At 62.3% G+C, this 20,885-nt stretch carries 19 protein-coding genes and 2 pseudogenes; 12 read left to right on the forward strand and 9 right to left on the reverse strand.

Features of this window, described 5'->3' with window-relative positions:
- Window positions 1–4: 4 nt before the first annotated feature.
- From IF10I1_RS20140 to dnaK, 6 genes are all read right to left on the reverse strand, one after another.
- Entirely contained in the window at window positions 5–1,096 is a 1,092-nt protein-coding gene (locus tag IF10I1_RS20140) for a hypothetical protein (RefSeq protein WP_186391543.1), read from the reverse strand.
- Window positions 1,097–1,123: 27 nt separating this feature from the next.
- On the reverse strand, window positions 1,124–1,684 hold the full coding sequence (gene hslV / locus IF10I1_RS20145; RefSeq protein WP_305790724.1) for an ATP-dependent protease subunit HslV: 561 nt from the start codon (window positions 1,682–1,684) through the stop codon (window positions 1,124–1,126).
- 163 nt (window positions 1,685–1,847) lie between these two features.
- Window positions 1,848–2,429 (reverse strand): NADPH-dependent FMN reductase, encoded by a 582-nt coding sequence (locus tag IF10I1_RS20150; RefSeq protein ID WP_050473455.1) that lies wholly within the window; start codon window positions 2,427–2,429, stop codon window positions 1,848–1,850.
- A gap of 152 nt (window positions 2,430–2,581) precedes the next feature.
- Window positions 2,582–3,193: a class I SAM-dependent methyltransferase gene (locus IF10I1_RS20155; protein ID WP_050473454.1), complete on the reverse strand. Its 612-nt coding sequence runs from the start codon at window positions 3,191–3,193 to the stop codon at window positions 2,582–2,584.
- A 104-nt stretch (window positions 3,194–3,297) separates the two neighbouring features.
- A complete protein-coding gene (dnaJ, locus tag IF10I1_RS20160; RefSeq protein WP_186391544.1) occupies window positions 3,298–4,434 on the reverse strand; it encodes a molecular chaperone DnaJ in 1,137 nt (378 codons plus the stop codon).
- Window positions 4,435–4,675: 241 nt separating this feature from the next.
- The gene (gene dnaK / locus IF10I1_RS20165) at window positions 4,676–6,580 is read right to left on the reverse strand and encodes a molecular chaperone DnaK (RefSeq protein WP_050473450.1); all 1,905 of its coding nucleotides are present in this window, start codon (window positions 6,578–6,580) and stop codon (window positions 4,676–4,678) included.
- A 352-nt stretch (window positions 6,581–6,932) separates the two neighbouring features.
- Here dnaK and IF10I1_RS20170 point away from each other — a divergent pair, with 352 nt between their 5' ends.
- The gene (locus IF10I1_RS20170) at window positions 6,933–7,589 is read left to right on the forward strand and encodes an alpha-ketoglutarate-dependent dioxygenase AlkB (protein ID WP_186424627.1); all 657 of its coding nucleotides are present in this window, start codon (window positions 6,933–6,935) and stop codon (window positions 7,587–7,589) included.
- Between the two features lie 4 nt (window positions 7,590–7,593).
- Here IF10I1_RS20170 and IF10I1_RS20175 read toward each other — a convergent pair whose 3' ends face one another.
- Genes IF10I1_RS20175 through IF10I1_RS20185 form a run of 3 tightly spaced genes read right to left on the reverse strand, consistent with a single transcriptional unit; the run spans window position 7,594 to window position 12,404 of the window.
- Window positions 7,594–9,594 (reverse strand): MacB family efflux pump subunit, encoded by a 2,001-nt coding sequence (locus tag IF10I1_RS20175; RefSeq protein WP_186424628.1) that lies wholly within the window; start codon window positions 9,592–9,594, stop codon window positions 7,594–7,596.
- A 9-nt stretch (window positions 9,595–9,603) separates the two neighbouring features.
- On the reverse strand, window positions 9,604–10,827 hold the full coding sequence (locus IF10I1_RS20180; protein ID WP_186414898.1) for an efflux RND transporter periplasmic adaptor subunit: 1,224 nt from the start codon (window positions 10,825–10,827) through the stop codon (window positions 9,604–9,606).
- Between the two features lie 59 nt (window positions 10,828–10,886).
- A complete protein-coding gene (locus IF10I1_RS20185) occupies window positions 10,887–12,404 on the reverse strand; it encodes an efflux transporter outer membrane subunit (RefSeq protein WP_186414899.1) in 1,518 nt (505 codons plus the stop codon).
- A gap of 266 nt (window positions 12,405–12,670) precedes the next feature.
- Here IF10I1_RS20185 and IF10I1_RS20190 point away from each other — a divergent pair, with 266 nt between their 5' ends.
- The 11 genes and pseudogenes from IF10I1_RS20190 to IF10I1_RS20230 all read left to right on the forward strand — a co-directional run bounded on the left by IF10I1_RS20190 (window position 12,671) and on the right by IF10I1_RS20230 (window position 20,869).
- On the forward strand, window positions 12,671–13,246 hold the full coding sequence (locus IF10I1_RS20190; RefSeq protein ID WP_186391549.1) for a TetR/AcrR family transcriptional regulator: 576 nt from the start codon (window positions 12,671–12,673) through the stop codon (window positions 13,244–13,246).
- Between the two features lie 328 nt (window positions 13,247–13,574).
- Window positions 13,575–14,153: an RNA polymerase sigma factor gene (locus IF10I1_RS20195; RefSeq protein ID WP_244274513.1), complete on the forward strand. Its 579-nt coding sequence runs from the start codon at window positions 13,575–13,577 to the stop codon at window positions 14,151–14,153.
- 136 nt (window positions 14,154–14,289) lie between these two features.
- Window positions 14,290–14,719 (forward strand): annotated as a pseudogene (locus tag IF10I1_RS23175) (flagellin); the annotation flags it as partial.
- Between the two features lie 47 nt (window positions 14,720–14,766).
- A complete protein-coding gene (locus IF10I1_RS23180) occupies window positions 14,767–15,519 on the forward strand; it encodes a flagellin (protein WP_371328524.1) in 753 nt (250 codons plus the stop codon).
- Window positions 15,520–15,617: 98 nt separating this feature from the next.
- The gene (fliD, locus tag IF10I1_RS20205; protein ID WP_186391551.1) at window positions 15,618–17,300 is read left to right on the forward strand and encodes a flagellar filament capping protein FliD; all 1,683 of its coding nucleotides are present in this window, start codon (window positions 15,618–15,620) and stop codon (window positions 17,298–17,300) included.
- Between the two features lie 3 nt (window positions 17,301–17,303).
- Entirely contained in the window at window positions 17,304–17,696 is a 393-nt protein-coding gene (gene fliS / locus IF10I1_RS20210) for a flagellar export chaperone FliS (RefSeq protein ID WP_050473437.1), read from the forward strand.
- A gap of 118 nt (window positions 17,697–17,814) precedes the next feature.
- Window positions 17,815–18,159, forward strand: a complete 345-nt coding sequence (locus IF10I1_RS20215) for a hypothetical protein (protein WP_186391552.1) — start codon at window positions 17,815–17,817, stop codon at window positions 18,157–18,159.
- 503 nt (window positions 18,160–18,662) lie between these two features.
- A pseudogene (locus tag IF10I1_RS23030) lies at window positions 18,663–18,881 on the forward strand (flagellar hook capping FlgD N-terminal domain-containing protein); the annotation flags it as partial.
- A gap of 12 nt (window positions 18,882–18,893) precedes the next feature.
- Complete coding sequence (locus IF10I1_RS20220; protein ID WP_244284592.1) at window positions 18,894–19,328, forward strand: flagellar hook assembly protein FlgD; 435 nt, start codon at window positions 18,894–18,896, stop codon at window positions 19,326–19,328.
- A 15-nt stretch (window positions 19,329–19,343) separates the two neighbouring features.
- Window positions 19,344–20,594, forward strand: a complete 1,251-nt coding sequence (flgE, locus tag IF10I1_RS20225; RefSeq protein WP_186391553.1) for a flagellar hook protein FlgE — start codon at window positions 19,344–19,346, stop codon at window positions 20,592–20,594.
- Window positions 20,594–20,869, forward strand: coding sequence for a hypothetical protein (locus tag IF10I1_RS20230; protein WP_186391554.1), 276 nt, complete (start codon window positions 20,594–20,596; stop codon window positions 20,867–20,869). Before flgE ends, IF10I1_RS20230 begins: the two co-directional genes overlap by 1 nt.
- The last annotated feature ends 16 nt before the right edge of the window (window positions 20,870–20,885 follow it).

The raw sequence follows: 20,885 nt of genomic DNA on the forward strand, positions 1-20,885 counted from the left end.
AGGATCATTGGGCGGCAGGCACGTAACGCATCAGGCGCGTGCCGGTGAAAGGCGCAACCAGCCGCCGCCGCACGGGCACCCAGGCGGAGCCCAGCAGCAGGATGAAGCTGCCCAGCACCAGCAGCGTGATGGACGTGCCGGCCATGTTGGAAACTTCCGCGCTCCACAGCAGCATGCTGACGGCCACACCAAAGTAGCCGAGGCCCGAGACGAGGATCGCCCGCCGGTCCACCAGCACGGCGACAAAGGCCAGCATCAGCACCAGCGACAGCATCACCATCGCCTGCAGGATGTCGCCTGCGCCCGAACTGTCCAGGCCGGACAGCAGGAGGAGCTGCGTCGAATGCACCAGCAGGGGAGCTGCCAGAAAATGCAGCCAGAAGGCCTTGTCGCTGTTGGCCGTGCGCCGTGTCAGGTCACGGCTGTCAAAGCGCATGGCGACAGTGAAGGCGGCAAGACCGGCGCCGAGGCTGATCCACGGCAGATAGTTGCCGACGAAGGTCCCATCAATGGCATGTACCGTTGCCAGCAGGCTGCAGATCGCCCCTGCACAGATGACCGACACACCCACCGGGACGCGGAAGCGCCAGTAATGCAGCGCGGCGATGGCCGTTGCAGCCACTGTCAGCAGCACGAGCGCGGAACCGGGGAGTGCATCCAGCGCGGTCTGGAACTTCTGTGATGCATCCGGAGATGATCCTCCCGCAAACTGCGCCGCAACGAAAATCACCGCCAGCAGGGTTGCAGGCAGGAACAGGATCGACAGGATGAAGGAGGGCAGGGCAAGGCGCATGCGCCGGGCGAAAACCTCTGACAGCCCCCAGATGGCCAGTGCCTGAACGGAGAAGTTCAGGCCCCAGTTGCGGGAGAAGGTCAAAAAGAAAAACAGGCCGAACAGCAGGGTCAGAAGGCCGATGGAGATGAAGATGTCATGGAAGCCGCGCACGAAGCGCAGTTCCTCGGCATCCACGCTGGAGATGGCGGGCTGGCGCAATCCCTCCAGATAGGTGGAGAGCGCTTCGAGCTGCGGCGGCGAGAGGATGCCGGCGCGCACCGCGCCCTGCAGATCCTCCCGTGTGAAGGCCTCGTTGGTCATCTGTGGGTATCCGGTGAAGGGGCGGGATCAGCTGGCGCTGTCGAGGCTTTCAATCGTCAGATTGCCGTTGGTGTAGACGCAGATGTCTGCCGCGATGGCCATGGCCTTGCGCGCGATGGTCTCTGCATCAAAGTCCGTTTCCACCAGCGCACGGGCGGCGGCGAGCGCGTAGTTGCCACCCGATCCGATGCCCATGACGCCGCCTTCCGGCTCCAGCACGTCGCCCGTGCCGGTCAGCACCAGCGACACATCCTTGTCGGCCACCAGCATCATGGCTTCGAGGCGGCGCAGATAGCGGTCGGTGCGCCAGTCCTTGGCCAGTTCCACGCAGGCGCGCATCAGCTGGCCCGGATACTGTTCCAGCTTGGCTTCCAGCCGCTCGAACAGGGTGAAGGCGTCCGCCGTCGCCCCGGCAAAACCGCCGATGACGGTGCCCTTGGCCAGAGGGCGCACCTTGCGCGCGGTGTTCTTGATGACGGTCTGGCCTAGAGAGACCTGCCCGTCACCGGCAATCACCACCTTGCCGCCCTTGCGCACCATGAGAATGGTGGTGCCGTGCCAGGTGCCCATGCCGTGTTCTGAACTCATGCCTTGTCCGATCCTGCAGATGATTGGCTTGCATCGCCAAAAAAAAGGCGGCCGCAGGGCCGCCAGCGTTGTCTTCTATTTAGGAGGGAAAACCCCATCCGCCAAGCGGCAGGCTTTCACGGACCTGACCGGCCGGTGAAAAGCGCGTGGCGGTGAAGCCGGGTCAGACGAGAGCGCGGGTTTCGCGGATCAGCCGCTGCACGGCGGCATCCAGGGCGCGCGATGCCTTCTCGTTGACGAGATTGCCTTGCGGATCAAAGGCAGAGCCTGCATCCGGCACCATGGCCATCTCGGGCAGAACCAGCGCACCAAGGCCCACTTCCAGAACGGTGCGCGTGCCCATGAGCCCGCGGATGCCGCCCAGTGCGCTGGGCGAGGCGGCGCCGAGGCAAAACACCCTGTTCTTGAAGGCAGCGCCCGGCACGTCTCCCGGATCGCCCACACGGCTGATCCAGTCCAGTGTGTTCTTCAGAAGCGGCGTGATCCCGGCATTGTATTCCGGGCAGGCGATGAAAACGCCGTGCTGCTCCTGCATCAGGCGCTTGAGCTTGCGGGCGGCTTCCGGCGGGCCTTTTTCCTGTTCCAGATCGCCGTCATAAAGCGGCATCTGGTAGTCGGCGAGCGAGATGCGCGTCACTTCCGCATCGGCCAGGGCCAGCCGTTTGGCGGCAAGGCCTGCAAGGCGCGTGTTGAGCGAGCCGCCCCTGATGGAGCCTGAAAAAACCAGAATCTTCGGATGGCGCATACTGTCTCCTCATGGTGCCGCACCGCAGCCGGACACCCCCGGGAAGAAGGGGCATGATCAGTCGGCGACAGAAATTTCGCGCAGCCTGCCATCGCAGGGACCCGCAGCGCAAGCACAAAGGCAGGCTGTTCACCAGCTGCCGGCGAGCCTGATTACGGCTTGCGGTAGACCCAGACGCGGGCCGGCGGCAGGTTGGCAAAAATCCAGCCGGTCTTGTCGAGGTTGAGAACGCCCGGCTCCGGCTTCACCGGCGGTACCATGGCGTAAGAAAACTGGATATAGGGCGCGCCCGGCTCGCACAGATCGAGCGCATCCAGGATCAGCGCCTTTCTCTTTTCCACCGGCTGGGTGAACAGCGGCAGGCCGGAGACAATGCCGGCGAACATGCCATTCTGTACAGGCATAGCCGTTTCCAGCGTCTCGCGCAGCGCATAGGCATCGCCCTGAATGGTCGTCATGCGGGGAAACCGGTCGCGCAGCATGCGGCAGAATTCGCTGGTGTATTCCAGCGCGGTCAGCTGCGGCTGGGTTATGCCGCGGTCAAAGATGGCCTGTGTCACCACGCCGGTTCCGGGGCCAAGCTCCAGATAGCGCCCATCGGGCCGGACCGGCACGAGGGAGGCGATCCGGCGGGCAAGTTCGGGACCGGACGGAGAGATGGCACCAAGCGTCAGAGGGCTGTCGAGCCAGTTCCGGAAGAAGCGGAATTCGTCCTTGAGCTTTTTCTTCAAGGGCTTAGCGTCGAGCGTCCTGAATGCCGCCATAATGTCCTCCGGTCAGATTGGTAAAAACATCTAGCCGGGCAACAGTGGCCATTTCAAGGCCCCTGGCGGCAGTCAGCCTCCGGGGCCCTGACTGAAAGCGGCGGTCAATTGCCCAGGTTGTCGAGGAAATCCTTGACGCGGGCAAAGAAACCGGTGCTCTCCGGATTGTTCTCACCAGAGCTTTCTTTTTCGAATTCGGCCAGCAATTCGCGCTGGCGTTTGGTCAGGTTCGTCGGCGTTTCCACCGTGACCTGAATATACATGTCACCATGCTGCGTGGTGCGCATCACCGGCATGCCCTTGCCCTTGAGGCGGAACTGGCGGCCGTTCTGCGTCGCCTCCGGCACCTTGACCCGGGTCGTGCCGCCCTCGACGGTGGGCACGTCGAACTGGCCGCCAAGGGCAGCCGTCGTCATGGAAATGGGCACGCGGCAATAAAGATCTGCCCCGTCGCGCTGGAAGAACTCATGCGGCCTCAGCGACAGGAAGATATAGAGATCGCCCGACGGCCCGCCGCGCAGGCCCGCTTCGCCCTCGCCGGCAAGACGGATGCGCGTGCCATCCTCGATGCCGGCCGGGATGTTGACCGAGAGGGTGCGCTCCTGCGTCACCCGGCCAACGCCGGAGCAATGCGGGCAGGGATCGGAGATGACCTGGCCGCGCCCCTGACAACTCGGGCAGGTGCGCTCCAGAGTGAAGAAGCCCTGTGCCGCCCGCACGCGCCCCGAACCGCCGCAGGTGCGGCAGGTGGTGGGGCTGGAGCCGGGCTTGGCGCCGGAGCCGCTGCAAGGCTGGCAGGTGACGGAGGTCGGCACCTCGATCTCCACGGTCTTGCCCGTGAAGGCCTCTTCCAGCGTGATTTCCAGATTGTAGCGCAGGTCCGCACCGCGCTCGCGCCCGCCGGAGGAACGGCGCCCGCCGCCCATGCCGAAGAATTCCTCAAAGATGTCGGACATGGTGGAGGCGAAGTCGCCGCCGCCGCCAAATCCGGCACCGCCGCCGCCAAATCCGCCATTCTCAAAGGCGGCATGGCCATAACGGTCATAGGCAGCCCGCTTCTGGCCGTCCTTCAGGATGTCGTAAGCTTCGTTGACTTCCTTGAAGCTGGCCTCGGCCGAGGCATCGCCCGGATTGCGGTCCGGATGAAACTGCATCGCAAGCTTCCGGTAGGCGCTTTTCAGCACCTTCTCGTCCGCATCGCGCGCAACGCCGAGGATTTCATAAAAGTCGCGCTTCGCCATGAATTGCTGCCCGCTGGGTATCTGCCTGAGGGGGCCTGCCATCCGCCTCTGTCCGGCCATCCGTCAGGCCTCAGACAGGTTCTCCGCCACGCGTCATGCGCATCATCGGGGAAAAACGGTGCAGGCATCACGCCCTGCATCGCAGCGCTGGCAGACTGCCGGACTGGTCCGGTCGCCGCCAGCCGCCGCTGGAAAGCCGGAACGGCGCGGGTTCATCAAGAAACCGCGCCGTGCCAGTGACTTATTTCTTGTCGTCCTTGACTTCCTCGAAGTCGGCATCGACCACGTCGTCATCCTGCGCGGAGGAAGCACCGGCGTCTTCGCCGCCTTCTGCTTCCGCCTGCGAGGCCTTGTACATGGCTTCACCCAGCTTCATGGAAACCTCGGCCAAAGCCTGGGTCTTGGACTGGATGTCCGCCACGTCTTCCGTGGTCAGAGCCGTCTTCAGGGCGGCAATCGCGCTTTCGATCGAAGCCTTGTCGTCCGCAGAGACCTTGTCGCCGTAGTCCTTGAGGGACTTCTCGGTGGAATGCATCAGGGATTCACCCTGGTTGCGGGCTTCCACCAGCTCGCGGCGCTTCTTGTCTTCGTCCGCATGGGCTTCGGCGTCCTTGACCATCTTCTCGATGTCGGCGTCGCTGAGGCCGCCGGAGGCCTGGATGCGGATCTGCTGCTCCTTGCCGGTGCCCTTGTCCTTGGCCGACACGTTGACGATGCCGTTGGCGTCGATGTCGAAGGCAACCTCGATCTGCGGCACGCCGCGCGGGGCGGGCGGCAGGCCGACGAGATCGAACTGGCCGAGCATCTTGTTGTCGGCCGCCATCTCGCGCTCGCCCTGGAACACCCGGATCGTCACTGCGGTCTGGTTGTCCTCGGCGGTGGAGAAGGTCTGGCTCTTCTTCGTCGGGATCGTGGTGTTGCGGTCGATCAGACGGGTGAACACGCCGCCGAGCGTCTCGATGCCGAGCGACAGCGGGGTCACGTCGAGCAGCAGCACGTCCTTGACGTCGCCCTGCAGCACGCCGGCCTGGATGGCAGCGCCCATGGCCACCACTTCGTCCGGGTTCACGCCCTTGTGCGGCTCCTTGCCGAAGAAGGTCTTCACGACTTCCTGGATCTTCGGCATGCGGGTCATGCCGCCGACGAGAACCACTTCATCGATCTGGCCGGCGACGAGGCCGGCGTCCTTCAGAGCTGCCTTGCACGGCTCGATCGTGCGCTGGACCAGATCCTCGACGAGGCTCTCGAACTTGGCGCGCGTCAGCTTCATGGTCAGGTGCTTGGGACCGGACGCATCTGCCGTGATGAAGGGCAGGTTGATTTCGGTTTGCGACGAGGACGACAGCTCGATCTTGGCCTTTTCCGCAGCTTCCTTGAGGCGCTGCAGGGCCAGCTTGTCGTTCTTCAGGTCGATGCCCTGATCCTTCTTGAACTCGGCCGCGAGGTAATCGACCAGACGCATGTCGAAGTCTTCACCGCCGAGGAACGTGTCGCCGTTCGTCGACTTCACTTCGAAGACGCCGTCGCCGATTTCCAGAACCGACACGTCGAAGGTGCCGCCGCCAAGGTCATAGACAGCGATGGTCTTGCCATCGTTCTTGTCGAGGCCATAGGCGAGCGCGGCCGCGGTCGGCTCGTTGATGATGCGCAGGACTTCGAGACCGGCGATCTTGCCCGCATCCTTGGTGGCCTGACGCTGGGCGTCGTTGAAATAGGCCGGAACGGTGATGACTGCCTGGGTCACGGTCTCGCCGAGATAGCTCTCGGCGGTTTCCTTCATCTTCTGCAGGATGAAGGCGGAAATCTGGGAGGGCGAGTATTTCTGCCCGTTGGCCGAAACCCACGCATCGCCATTGTCCGCCTTGACGATGTCATAGGGCACGAGGCCCTTGTCCTTCGCCACGGTCGGATCATCGAAGCGGCGGCCGATGAGGCGCTTCACTGCGAAGAGCGTGTTGGTGGGGTTGGTGACGGCCTGGCGCTTGGCCGGCTGGCCGACGAGGCGCTCATTGTCGTCTGAGAAGGCGACCATGGAGGGCGTGGTACGTGCGCCTTCCGAGTTCTCGATCACCTTTGCATCCTTGCCGTCCATGACGGCGACGCACGAATTCGTCGTGCCGAGGTCGATACCGATGACCTTTGCCATTTCTTCCTCTCTTTCTAGCAAACCGGAAAAACCCGTATCGGCGTCAATCCGGCTCCCTTTCACAATCAGTGATGCCGGCGCGCTTAAGGCCTGATGCTCCGCCATGGGAGCACTGGCCCAAGCCCCTTTTGATCCCTGAGGCCCTGATCACGAGTTTTGACCCTTGGCCTTGTCCGGGGCTGTCAGCAGGTTGTTCCGCCTGTCAGCACTGAGCTTGACCGCTATATAGGCGGGAGACAGGCTTGCTGCAAGGCGTCTGCCTGCCTGATCTTGCTGTGCAAAAGCCCTTATCAGCGCAAGGATCGCTACATGCCTTGCGGACTTGCGTTCTTTGGCTGCCGGAGACTGTGGAATGACTTTGGACAACGCTGCACCGGAAAGTGCCCGCAAGCGGCAAAGCCCGCTGCCGGAGGGGGTGCGTTTCCTGCCCGGCCATCTGGACGGCACCGCACAGGCAGATCTGGCGGAGCAGCTGCGGACCATCGTGGCCGAAGCGCCGCTGTTCCGCCCGGTGATGCCGAAAAACGGCAAGCCCTTTTCCGTGCGCATGAGCAATTGCGGCCCGCTTGGCTGGGTATCGGACATTCGCGGCTACCGCTACCAGCCGCTGCATCCTGTGACGGGGAAGCCCTGGCCGCCCCTGCCCGGTGTACTGAAGGACCTCTGGCGCGAGCTTGCTCCGGATGCCCCGGAGCCTGAAGCCTGCCTTATCAATTTCTATGACGAGACGGCCCGGATGGGCCTGCATCAGGACCGGGACGAGGAAACCTTCGAGGCGCCGGTGCTGTCGGTCTCGCTGGGCGATTCGGCCCTCTTCCGCATCGGCGGCCTCACCCGCAAGGACCCGACCCGATCGTTCCGGCTGAATTCGGGCGATGTGCTCCTTCTGGAGGGCCCGTCCCGGCTCGCCTTCCACGGCATCGACCGGCTCTATCCGGGCACCTCCACCCTTCTGAAAAACGGCGGCCGCATCAACCTGACACTCCGCCGGGTGACAAAACCTGCCTGACGGCTCACAGCCGGCTGAGCGCCGCCACCGGGTCGAGGCGGGAGGCGTTGCGGGCGGGGAGGAAGCCGAAGACGATGCCGATCAGGGTTGAGATCCCGAAGGCATAGGCAATCGAGGCATTGGAGAAGATCAGCGAAAAGTCGCTGGTGAACAACGGGAAGAGCGCGCCGAAACTCAGGGCCGTAGCGATGCCCGCCAGCCCGCCGATGATGCAGACGGTGACGGCCTCGATGAGGAACTGCTGCAGGATATCGGACCGCCGCGCGCCGACAGCCATGCGCACGCCGATTTCCGACACGCGCTCGGAGACGGTCACCAGCATGATGTTCATCACCCCGATGCCGCCGACGATCAGCGAAATCACGGCAATGGCGGCGATCAGCAGTGTCATGGTGGCGGTGGTGCTGGTGATGGACTGGCGGATGTCGTCGGTGTTGAGGATGAAGAAGTCCTTGGTGCCGTGGCGCTGGGTCAGGAAGGCGGTGACCATCTGCTCGGCCAGCTTCATGTCCACATCATCCTCCACCCGCACGGTGATGCTGCGCAGGGTGCTGGAGCCGGTGAGGCGGGCCTGTACGGTGGTGTAGGGCAGGAACACGGAGAGATTCTGGCTGCTGCCGAAGCCGCCCTGCTGGGGCTGGGCCACGCCGACGATGCGGGCGGGCACGTTGTTGATCAGCAGAACCTTGCCGACAGCTCCGTCCGGTTCATTGGCAAACAGGGTCTTGCGGGTGTTCTCGTCGATGACGGCGACAGCATCGAGACTGTGCTCGCTGCGAGCATCGAAAAACTGGCCCGAGGCGATCTTGGTGCCTTTGGCATCGAAATAGGCAGTGCTGACGCCGTTGGCGAGGGCGGAGGCTTCCTTCGAACCATAGCGCAGGGTCGCGCTGGTGGAGACGGTTGGCGTGACGGCCCTGAGATAAGGCTGCCTGGCGAGTTCCTTGGCGTCGGAAATCACCAGCGTCGTCACCTTGCCGGAGCGCGCATCGCCGAAGTCCTTGCCGGGGAAGATTTCCAGCGTGCTGGTGCCGAGGCTGGCGATGTTGGCCAGCACCTTTTCCCGCGTGCCCGTGCCAAGCGCCACCACGCTGACCACCGACGCAATGCCGATGATGATGCCGAGCATGGTCAGGAAAGTGCGCAGCTTGTGCGCCTTCATGGACAGAAGCGCCATGCGGAAAGCTTCGCCGAAGCGGTCGGCCCAGGCGGTGACGCCCCGGTTCAGCTTGTGCGCCACGCCCTGTTCAGGCTGCGGCATCCGTGCCGGGGCGAGGGCTGCCGGAGCATCCGGTCCCTCCGACTTCGGGGCATCTGCCTTGCGCAGGTTGTCGGCGATGATCTCGCCGTCGAGAATTTCGATGGTCCGTTCCGCCAGCGCGGCCACATTGGGGTCATGGGTGACGATGATCACCGTCTTCCCCTCCCGGTGCAGCTCGCGCAGGATGTCGAGCACATCCTGTCCGCTGCGCGTGTCCAGCGCGCCGGTCGGCTCGTCGGCGAGGATGATGTCGCCGCCGTTCATCAGGGCTCGGGCGATGGAGACGCGCTGCTGCTGCCCGCCCGAAAGCTGCGGCGGGCGGTGCTCCATCCGGTCGCCAAGGCCCAGCCGCGTCAGGATATCCGCTGCCCGCTGCCGCCGTTTGGCAGGTGCCAGGCCTGCATAGACGGCTGGCACTTCCACATTCCCGAGGGCGGTCAGTTCCGCCAGCAGATTGTAGCGCTGGAAGATGAAGCCGAATTTCTCCCGCCTCAGAGCTGCCAGTTCGTCCGGCTCAAGGTCCGCCGTCTCGCGCCCGCCGATCCGGTAGCTGCCGCCCGTGGGGGTGTCGAGGCAGCCGAGGATGTTCATCAGCGTCGATTTGCCGGAGCCCGACTGGCCGATGATGGAGACGAACTCGCCCCGGGCGATGTCAAGGTCGATGCCCTTGAGGACCGCGACCTCTCCGTCTCCGGCCGGAAACGAGCGGTAGAGCGCCTTCAGGCTGATGAGCGGTTCCGTCATGACCCCGCCTCACAGTCCCATGGGCGGGCCGCGCCGTGTGGTGCTGCGGGTAACTGTGCCGGCATCCAGAGTGCCGGTGACGACCCTTTCGCCCTCCTTGAGGCCGGAGCGGATCTCCACGTTGATCTTGTCGTTGAGGCCGGTCTGCACCTGACGTGTTTCGATGCTGCCGTCCCGGCCCATCACCTGCACCGTGTAGCTGCCATCCGGATTGCGGGCACCGAGCGCGGTGGCGGCAATCACCGGCACATCCACGGCCTTGCCCAGCACGATGGTGACTTCCGCCGTCATGTAGGTGCGCAGCACCCCGTCCGGATTGGGCACATTGAAGATGCCGTTGTAATAGATTGCGGCGGTGCTGGAGCTGGAGGATGCGGCACTGGAGGAGCCGCTGACAGCCTTGTCGCTGGTGATCGACTCCGGCGCAGGCTCGATGAAGTCAAGCCGGGCCTGATATTTCGTGTCCGGCGCGCCGAGCACGTTGAAATAGACTTCCGTTTCCGGCTTCACCTTCACCACATCCGCTTCGGAAATTTCGGCCTGCACATTCATCACGTCGAGCTGGCCCATGATGATGATGGTGGGGGCGGACTGGGCCGCATTCACCGTCTGGCCTTCCTGGTTGACGATGGCCAGCACGGTGCCGTCCATCGGCGCGGTGATGCGGGTGTAGCCGAGATTGGCGCGTGCCGTTTCCACCGCCACCTTGGCTGCAACGATCTGGGCGTCCAGCGCCCGGATCTGTGCTTCGATGGTTTTGACCTGCGATTGTGCCGTGTCCAGATCCGCCTTCGAGGTGGCGTTCTGGGCGATCAGCGTCTGCTGGCGCTCCAGAGAGGTGCGGGCCAGCTGCAGCGAGGCTTCCTTCTCCACGCGCTGGGCCTCCACATTGGCCAGTGAGGCTTCCGCAGTGCGCAGGCTGTTGGTCTGGGTGGTGGCATCGATCTCCGCGACCAGATCCCCGGCCTTCAGTTCCTGCCCCAGCTTCACCTTCAGGGCGATGATGCGGCCCGAGGCTTGCGCGCCGACGGCGACAAGCTTCGCCGGTTTGAGGATGCCGGTGGCCAGCACCGTCTCCTCGATGGTTCCCTTGCGCACGGCAGAGGTCATCACGGTTGGGCCGGCAGCTGGCTGCAGAGCGGCGCGGGCGTAATAGGCGCCGCCCGCTGCGGCGGCGAGGAGGACGGCGGCCAGCAGCCAGCGGCCTTTCTTGCGGGGTCTTGATGCGTTCATTGAGAACACGCTTTCATCAGGCTGGGCCGGGCGGGCAGGAGGGCCGCCGTGGCGCTGCATCAATTGTCTGGCGTCAGTTTGCGCAGGCGCGGTCCGTTGCGCTCATCCCTGACGGCCGGAGTGCTGGTATCCACTGTTCCGTCCCAACCGCCGCCAAGGCTGCGGTTGAGGTTGATATAGGCCGAGGTGATGGCAAGCTGGCTGGCAATCAGGCTGTCCTCGGCGCTGTAGAGCGAGCGGTCGGCGTTGAGGACTTCCAGAAAGCTGCTGGAGCCGCTCTGATACTGGGTGCGGGCCAGGTCTGCAGCCTGCCGGTAGGCGCTGGCGGCGGTGGAGAGTCTGGCCGCCCGCTGGCGCTGCTGGCTGAGGCTGACCAGCGCGTTTTCCACCTCTTCGAGAGCGGTCAGCACGCCCTTGCGATAGGCCAGAAAACTCGCATCGCGCTGGGCCCGCGCCACTTCTGCGGCTGCGGCCAGCGCTCCGCCATTGAACACGGGCACGCTGAGTGAGGGGCCGAAGGACCAGCTGATCGATGAGTTCTTCGCCAGATCCCCGGTCTGCGCGGCCGCGGTGCTGATGTTGCCCGTCAGGCTGATGGCCGGATAGCGCGCAGCTTCCGCAGCGCCAATGGAGGCGGTGGACTGTGCCAGTTGCCGCTCCAGCACCTTCAGGTCAGGCCGGGAGTTGAGAAGATCTGCGGGTACGCCCACGGGAAGCGGCAGCTTCGGCCGGGGAATAGGGCGGGTCTTGGTCATGACGCTAGCTAGAGAGGCAGGCTCCCCGCCCGTCAGCACGCCCAGCCGGTGCAGGGATTCGGCATAGGATATCTGCAGGCTCGGGATATTCGCCTCGGTCGTCGAAGCCTGTCCGGTGGCGTTGGCAACATCCGCTGCCGATACGGCGCCGGCGTCGAACCTGGACTGTGTCAGCCGGACGGTTTCGGTCTGGGAGCTTGCGGTGCGCCGCGCCAGGGCAATGCGGGCCTGATAGGCGCGGGCCTGCGCGTAATAGGTGGTGATGTCGCCTATGAGCGTAACCATCGTGGCACGCAGATCTTCCTCTGCAGCGTCCAGGCCATAACGCGAGGCTTCTGCAGTCCGGGCATTGGCGCCAAACAGATCCACCTCCCAGCTGGCATCGACGCCGGCCTGAAAGAGATTGCTCATCTTCGGCGCGTCACCGGAGGAGCGGGAGCGGCTGGCGCTGCCGGAGCCATTGGCAGAGGGCAGAAGCCCGCCCGCATCCTTGGCATATGACGCCCGCGCTTCCCGCACCTTTGCCTTGGCCGTGGCGACATCAAGGTTCTGCCGGATCGCGGTTTCGACCAGCTGGTTCAGAACCGGATCGCCCAGGCGCTCCCACCAGCGCGCCAGTTCAGCCCGCTGGTTCTGATCCTTTCCGGTGGAATTGCTGTAGGCCCCGGACAAGGTCATCCGGGGGCTGGCGTAGTCCGGACCAACGGCACATCCCGCAAGGAGTGCAGAAACACTCAGAAGCAATGGGAGTGCTATTTTGCGCCTTTTGTTTCTGTCTGGAAACAAAGAGGAAGATAATTTTAACGAAATCACGGAACGCATGGACAGGACCGCCGTGGTCGAATTAAGAAACGCAATGGTACCTAAATTTTCGACGATGCTTCGTCAATGGGACCAAGTGTCATTATTTGTAACATGGACGGAAAATGGTAAGGATGGGGAATGCTGCGCACCCTGATCTGCTATGCAATGGCAGCGTGACGGGGGAGCTTCCGGAACCTGCATCGCAACACTTGCCTGACGGGCTCCCGCCAGCCGTCCGCAAGCGTGGCCGCCCGCCAGGGGCACCCCGGAATGTGCAGGTGCAGATGATCGTGCGGGCCGCGGTGCCGCTGTTTTCTGCTCAAGGCTACGGCGGCACGACGATGGAGCAGGTGGCCAAGGCTTGCCGCATATCCAAGCGCACCGTCTATGAGCTGTTTCCCTCCAAGGCCAGCCTATTTGCGGCCGTCGTCACCTCGCACCGTTTCTCGCTGCTTGCCCTGCCCGGCGACTACAGCCATCTGGCGCCGGAACAGGCGCTGGCCGCCATCGTCCGGCTGGACCTCGACGCAGAGAGCGATCTCGACCGGTTCAACTTCATGCACATGATGATGCATGAATTGCCGCGCAATCCGGATCTGAACCCCTTGATGCGCGAGCATGGCGGCCGTGCGGCCCAGGTGCTGCTGGCCAGTTGGCTGGAAGAGCGGACCGCCGCCGGTGAACTGGCGGTTGAGGATCCGATGCTGACCGCCAAGATCTTCCTCGACATGGTTCTGGGCATCCTCAAGCCGCACGGCGGACAGGTGGAGCCTTTCCGCGACCACGCACTGCGAAAACAGCATCTGGCGCTCTGCATCCGGATTTTTTTGCAAGGTATAGGCCGGAAGGAAACCGCATGAGGGGCAATTCCTGCAGCCTGGCAGGCTTCCGCAAGTCCTTGGCGGGTCACCCATTTTTTGTTCTCGCCGGCATACCCGGCAAAAACTGCCGGGCAAATAGGCAAAAAATTCTCACTAAGTGTTTGAAAAAATTGAGCTTTTATATTTTTTCCGCGCCTGATCGGAAAGCCTGCCCCGTTATAGGCTGGAGCGCAGCATTCCTTGTTCGCGCATGACTGGTGCAGCCGAGGGTATGGGCATGGGCTTCGCAACACTTTCCCGGGCTGGGGTAGGGCCCGGAGATGCTGGACAGACGGCAGTGGCAACAGGCGCGCATGACAGGGATCCTTTGACGCGCCTGCAGGATGCGTCGGATGATGCACTGCTCCATGCCATCGGTCTCGGGAGCGATGAAGCTTTCCGCATTCTTGTGGAACGTCATGTCGACAAGGCTTACGCAGTCGCCATTCGCATCCTGCGCAATCCCACGGATGCCGAAGACGTGGTTCAGGATGCTTTCATGCAGGTCTGGACAAGGCGGGGGGAATGGCAGCCCGGCAAGGCGCGGTTCTCCACCTGGCTGTTCCGCGTTGTCACCAACCGCTGCATCGACCAGCTTCGCCGCCCGCGCACCGAAGCCATGGAAGCTGCACCGGAGATTGCCGACCGTGCCACGGATCAGGTCCAGGCGATGATGCAGGAGGAAGCCGCATTCCTGTTGAGCGCGGCAATGGGACAACTGCCCGATCCTCAGCGGATTGCCCTTGTCTTCTCCTATCACGAGAACCTGTCCAACGCCGAGATTGCGGAAATCATGGAAACGTCCGTCTTCGCCGTGGAGTCTCTTCTGAAGCGGGGACGTCAGAAATTGCGCCATCTTTTGCGTAATCGTGCCGGGGAGATCCTTGCCTCGTTTACAAATGATTAACGAAAAACTCTGACGGCAGGCTCTTTCCTGCGCCTGAAATTGGCAGCTTCATTCGTTGAAATGGGCAGACGCAAGGACATGCGTCCGTACCGCGCCCGAATACTTGGCGTGGATTCAAGGATATCAGGAGTAGTCCATGCCCGTTATCACGACAAACACCGCAGCGAACACGGCTGTTCGCTATCTGAACTCCAACTCGGCCAGCCAGTCTGACTCTCTGGCCAAGCTGGCCAGCGGCTCGCGGATCACCAAGGCCTCCGATGACGCAGCGGGCCTGGCGATCTCCACCAAGATCAAGTCGGACGTTGCCGCTCTCGAGCAGGCCTCGACCAACGCCTCGCACGGCATCTCGATCCTGCAGACGGCTGATGGTGCCGCATCGAATGTCAGCGACATCCTGCAGCGTATGAAGGTGCTGGCCTCGCAGTCCGCCTCCGGTACCGTGACCGACACCGAGCGCGCCTACATCCAGGCCGAATTCGCCGAACTGCAGGACGAAATCGACGGCATCGCCTCGAGCACCCGTTACAACGGCCAGAGCCTGCTCGACGGCACCAGTGACTTCACCAAGGACATCGAGACGGCCGCGACCGCGGCGACTGCCACCACCACATTGACGGCCAGCATTACCGGTGATGATGGCGATACGCTGAGTTTTGATCTCAAGGGCACGTCCATCGAGCTGACTGTTGGCGCCACCACCGCCGGCGAAATCACCATCGACGACCTGATCACCGCGATCAATGCCGTCACTTCGTCAACCGGTGTCACTGCATCTGCCGATGAGGACACAGGCGCTCTGGTCCTGACGGACAAGACGAAGGGTGCAACCAGCACGATCTCCGTCTCGAACGTCACCGCCGGCGGCACAAACACCGGACTGACGGCGGCTGACCTGACGACCCTCGGCCTGACCGACGACGGTTCCGGCACATTTACGGAAACCGGCACCGCCGCAGTCGAAGCAGATACCAGCGGTTCCAAGATCATCGTCGGCTCGGATTCGTCGGACACCATCACGCTGAAGCTCAGCATCCTGACCAGTTCTGCCCTTGAGGTCGACACGCTCGACATCTCGACGCAGACCGGTGCGGAAGCGGCTCTGGACGCGCTGGATGCCGCCATCAACACGGTGTCGAATGCCCGCGCTGAAATGGGTGCGATCATGTCGCGCTTCGAGTTCCGCAGCTCGCAGATCGCCACCAGCATCGAGAACCTGGACGCTGCCCAGTCGGCCATCGCCGATGTGGACATCGCTTCCGAGCAGTCCAAGCTGTCGGCCACCTCCGTGATGGTGCAGGCCGCCGTTGCTGCCGCTTCCCAGGCCAACCAGATGCCGGAAAACCTGCTGAAGCTGCTGCAGTAACCGGCTTCACCTCAGGATGACAGGCAGCCCGCCCTGGAGGCGGGCTGCCTCAGACCCCGGCTTGCCCGCCAGGGGCAGCGCAGCAGAAGGCGGCAGTCATGGCAACGGTCTCCAGCACCACTTCGACCACAACAACCGCGTCGTCCTATACCTATTCGTCATCGACGGATATTGACTGGAGTGCGCTGGTCGAGGTTGCGGTTGCCGCAAAGACGGCTCCGGCTGACGCGATTGACGTGAAGATCGAAGCGAACGAAGTCAAGATCGCCGCTTATGAGGAGATGCAGAGCCTTCTGCAGGCCATCACCTCCGCGGCAGATGCGATGCGCGGCACGACCAATTCGATCGTCACGAAAGATGATGTCTTTTCCCTGCGTGAAGCCTACCTGACGTCGTCGAGCAGCAGTGTCACAGCCTCTTCTGCCGTTGTCGTTACTGCCGAGAATGGGGCGCAGACCGGCACCTATGATCTGCAGATCCTGCAGCTGGCGACCACGCAGAAAGTTGCCAGCAGCGACTTTTCAAGCCGCAGCAGCGATCTGGAGCTTTCGGGCACTTTCTCCATCGGCCTTGAAGGCATGGAAAGCGTCGAGATCACCGTCACCGAGGATATGTCGCTTTCCGAGATTGCGAGTGCAATCAATGCTGAGAGCGCGACGACCGGTGTCCAGGCCTCTGTCGTCAAGGTGACGGAAAGCACTTACCGGCTGGTTCTGTCCGGAACGGAGACGGGCAAGGAAATCTCGCTGGAAAGCATTTCAGGAGATGATATCGGCCAGGCTCTTGGGCTTACGGACAGTGACGGCGCCTTCGCCAGCGAGATTCAGGCCGCCAAGCAGGCGATTATCTCGCTCGACGGGATCGAGATCACCCGTTCGACAAACACGATTGATGATGTTCTGGATGGCATTTCCTTCACGATCTACCAGACGACGGGGTCTGATGCCACCATCTCGGTGGAGATCGCCAACGATCTGACCTCCATCAAGGACGCGATTGTCGCCCTGGTGGACGCCTACAATGCCTATCGCGAGTGGGCGCTGACCCAGCAGGAAGTGTCCTCCTCAGGCGGCGCCTCGGCCGATGCGACCCTGTTTGGCGACAGCACCCTGCGCAGTGCCAACAATGCCGTTGCCTCCGCACTGTCCACGATGATCGACAGTTCATCCATGGCGCTGCTCGGCCTCAGCTATGACACCTCGAATTATCTCGTCCTCAACGAGACGACGCTCAACTCGGTGCTGCTCAACGATCTGGACGCTTTGGAAAACATTCTGATGTTCCAGTTCGAGTCGTCTTCGGAAGATCTCGTGCTGCTCAGCCGCAACAGCAGCATGCCCTCCGAACTGACACTGGATATCCAGGTCGACAGCGACGGCAACATCACCTCTGTCAGCGTCAATGGTGACACCAGCCTCTTCACGGTTTCTGACACGCGTATCAAGGGGGCGGAAGGGACGATCTATGAAGGCATGACGCTGGTTTTTACCGGCTCCACCAGCCAGACCGTCACCATCCAGACTTCGTCTGGCATCGTCGAGAAGCTCTATAATTCAGTCGATCTCTATTCCAATTCATCCAGCGGCCTCGTGTCCGGGCTGATCGATAACCTGACAGAGAAGAACGAGGATTACAGCACCCGGGCGGCTGATATCCGGAGCCGGGCTGAAACCTACAGGACCAATCTGACCAATCGCTACGCCTCCTATCAGGCAGCGATCGAAGCGGCGAATTCCACACTTTTGTATCTTGAGGCCCTCCTCAACTCGGGAGACGACTAAAAAATGTCCTACGCCATGTCGCGCGCCATCTCCGCCTACCGCCAGGCAGCAACTGCGGTTTCTCCCATCGTTGCCGTCGTGATGCTTTACGATGAAGCCCTCAATGCCATCGTTCAGGCGCAGCATTTCCTCGAGCTCAAGGAATATGAAATGGGCCGTGCGCGCGTACAGCGCACTGTCGATATTCTGCGTGGCCTGCGCCAGAACCTTGATCTTGAGCAGGGGGGCACCGTGGGGCAGCAGCTCTGCGATACATATACGCGCAATATCTTCGCGTTGAACGCCACTCTTGGCAAACCCGACGCTGTCGAGCGGCTGCAGAAATTGTTCAACGGCCTTGTCGAACTTCGCAATGCCTTTGCTTCAATTCCCGGAATGCAGCCTCGAGGCTCGTAATTTTTATCTAGATAGAAACACTTCTGCGCAATCCGGCAAAATGCTGCTGCGGCAGCTTTGCTGGACAGTTTCCGCAAACCGCGTTAACGTATCTTCAGTTTTCCCAGAAGGCTGGATCATGACCTCGCCAAGCCAGAAGATGACCGAAGATGCTTTCCGCGATTGCCTTGACCGGTATGGCGAGGACATCCGCGACTGGCCATATCCGGAGGCGGCTGCCGGTCTTCTGGTGGAAAGCGCAGAGGCTCGCGGACGGCTTGAGGAAATGAAGCGCTTGCGGTCGCTGTTTGCGCTCGGTTCCCCCAGCGGAATCAAGGCCCCTGCCGGACTTGCGGCCCGGATCGCGGCAGCTGCAGCGCAGACCTGTTCTGACCGTCCCTCCGTGACGGCCGGGCATGGCAGCGAGAAGGGCAAGACATCCGGACCGGACAGGGTCTCTCCCCGCCAGGTCCGTTTCGCCTGACACAAGCGGTTTGCGTGCCGGCCGGACAGAGGACTGTCCAGGGTAACTTGTCGCTTTCTTTTCCAGATATTTCCAGATGCGTTTGCTGCGCCTTGTGCCAGATCCCGATGCGCTTGTCTTATCGGGATTTGGGCAAGCCCATGCAGCGTGGCCGGAAGAAACCGGAGCGGATGACCGGGCCGGCGCGCAACGGGCCGGCAGCTGACTTCCCCCCAAGCGGCTTGCAGGTTCTGGCGATTACCTGACGCGCGCCCGGCTGCGATCTTGTGCTGCGGTGTCATTGCCGCGGCGTATCCGGGACGGCTTGAAACATACTCTTCGAGAGTTTGTATCACCCGGTAAATCTTGCCTACGTCAAATATAGGCAAAATATTCCTAGTATTTATTTTCAAATACAGCGCCTGATTTCGATCTCACCTCCGTTTGAGAAGTGATCGGGGGCGTTCTATGCATGTTTTCATGCAGGCACCGGTCGATGACGAGAAAAACATCGCGGGGCTGCCATGAGCATCTCAACTCTGAACAGTTATAGCTCTGCCAGTTCGACCACAACGTCGAGCAGCAGCTCCAGTAATTCTCTCGGACTTACGAGTGCCGATTTTCTTAGTCTGATGCTTCAGCAGCTTCAGAACCAGAATCCGCTCGATCCGACGGATACGGACACCTACCTGGACCGGATGGTGTCCTACGCCAGCTTCGACACGCAGACGGCAATCAGCGAGCAGCTGACTTCGTTGTCCGCAAACGTCGCCTCAGTGATTTCAAGCTCCGGTCTCGGCTACCTGGGTCAGACGGTCGAGGCCTATGGCAACACGAACACCCTGACCGACGGGTCGGCGACCTGGGGCTACACACTCGACGAGAGTGCGGAGAGCGTCACGATCTCGATCTACGACGAGAGCGGCACGAAGGTCTGGAGCGGCGAAGGCGGGACCGAAGCGGGTTCGCACAGCTTCACCTGGGACGGCACGACCACGAGCGGCACACAGCTCGAGGATGGCGGTGTCTACACGATCTCCATCACGGCCAAGGACTCCAGCGGCAGCGAGATCGACGGCACGACCACGGTCAAGGGCACGGTTACCGGTGTCGATACGAGCGGCACAAGCTCCGTCCTGAAGATCGGCGGAGCATCCGTTCTCGTCAGCAATGTCATCAGTATTGGTTGAGAGTGAGGTGACGTCATGAGCCTGATGGGTTCCCTGAATTCCGCCATTTCCGCGCTTGCGGCACAGAGCCAGGCGCTATCCAACATCTCCTCGAACCTGGCGAACTCGTCGACCACGGCCTACAAGGCGAGTTCGACGAGTTTCTCGAACCTGATCGCTGGCTCCAGCACCTCGACGAGCGGCGGCGTAACGGCCTCGACACGTGCGTCCGTCTCCGATCAGGGCCTGCTGACAGCAACGGGCACGAGCACAAACCTCGCCATCGACGGGAGCGGCTTCTTCGTCGTCTCCTCGTCGGTCACGGGCGGGCAGACCTACTACACCCGTAACGGTGAGTTCGAAGTCGACCAGAACGGCTATCTGGTCAACAACGGCTATTATCTGATGGGCTGGCAGACGGATGCCGATGGCAACATCATCGGCGGAACCAGTGAAGCCTCGCTCGTTCCGATCGACATCGACGCCATTCAGAGTTCGGTTGGAGCAACCACTGCGGTCGGAATTCAGGCGAACCTGCCTGCGGATGCGGTCGAGGGAGATACCTTCTCCACCACGGTCGAAATTTATGACAGCCTGGGCTCCACGCACAACATGAGCGTGACCTGGACAAAGACCGGAGAAAACACCTGGGAGATGGCGTTCGACGATCCGACGCTGAACGGCACCACCAGTGGCACCGTGTCGACGGACGGAATCGAGATTACCTTCAACAGTGATGGCACGCTCGCCTCGACGAACCCATCTCCGGCCACGCTTTCCGTGACTGGATGGACGACGGGGGCCGCCGACACCGAGGTCACTCTGGATCTCGGGACCTCCGGCCTCGCCAATGGCCTGACGCAATATGCCTCCGGTTCCAGCGATCCCTACCTCAAGCTCGACAAGATCACGAATGACGGGCTGCCCTATGGTTCGCTGACGGGCGTTTCGATCACCTCGGACGGATCCGTGATTGCGTCCTATGACAACGGTGACGAGCGCACGATCTACAAGATCCCGGTCGCGACCTTCACCAACTCGAACGGGCTGACGCTCAACAGCGACGGCATGTATTCCCGGTCACCGACATCGGGCAACAGCACGTTGCAGATTGCGGGGACGAGTGGAGCGGGGTCCATCAACGGCGGCTATCTTGAAGCGAGCACGACGGATACCAGCACCGAGTTCAGCCGCATGCTGACCGCGCAGCAGGCCTATTCTGCGGCCTCCCAGATCATCTCGACCTCCAACAGCATGTTCGACTCGCTGCTGCAGGCCGTCCGCTGATGACTGACACGCCCGGACAGGATGACGGTCAGCGCCTGTTCGGCCAGCTCCGCCGCCTTCAGGCCGAAGCGGAAGCAGCCGCCGCCGCTCTGAAAGCGGGAGACAGCCACGCAAGGCTGAATGCCCTCGTGCTGCAGGACGAGCTGAAACGTCTGCTCGAGCAGCTCAAAGCGGGCCGGGACGCCGCCGCCAGCGAGTTGTCCCGGCTCACCCAGGCCAGTTCATCGGCATCGGCCTACATGCGCTGCGGCGCGGCCATGGCCAGATCAAGATAATTCTCAGGAGGTTCGG

Origin of the sequence: Pannonibacter sp. I15F10I1 (genome assembly GCF_900185665.1) — a bacterium.
Lineage (GTDB): Bacteria > Pseudomonadota > Alphaproteobacteria > Rhizobiales > Stappiaceae > Pannonibacter > Pannonibacter indicus.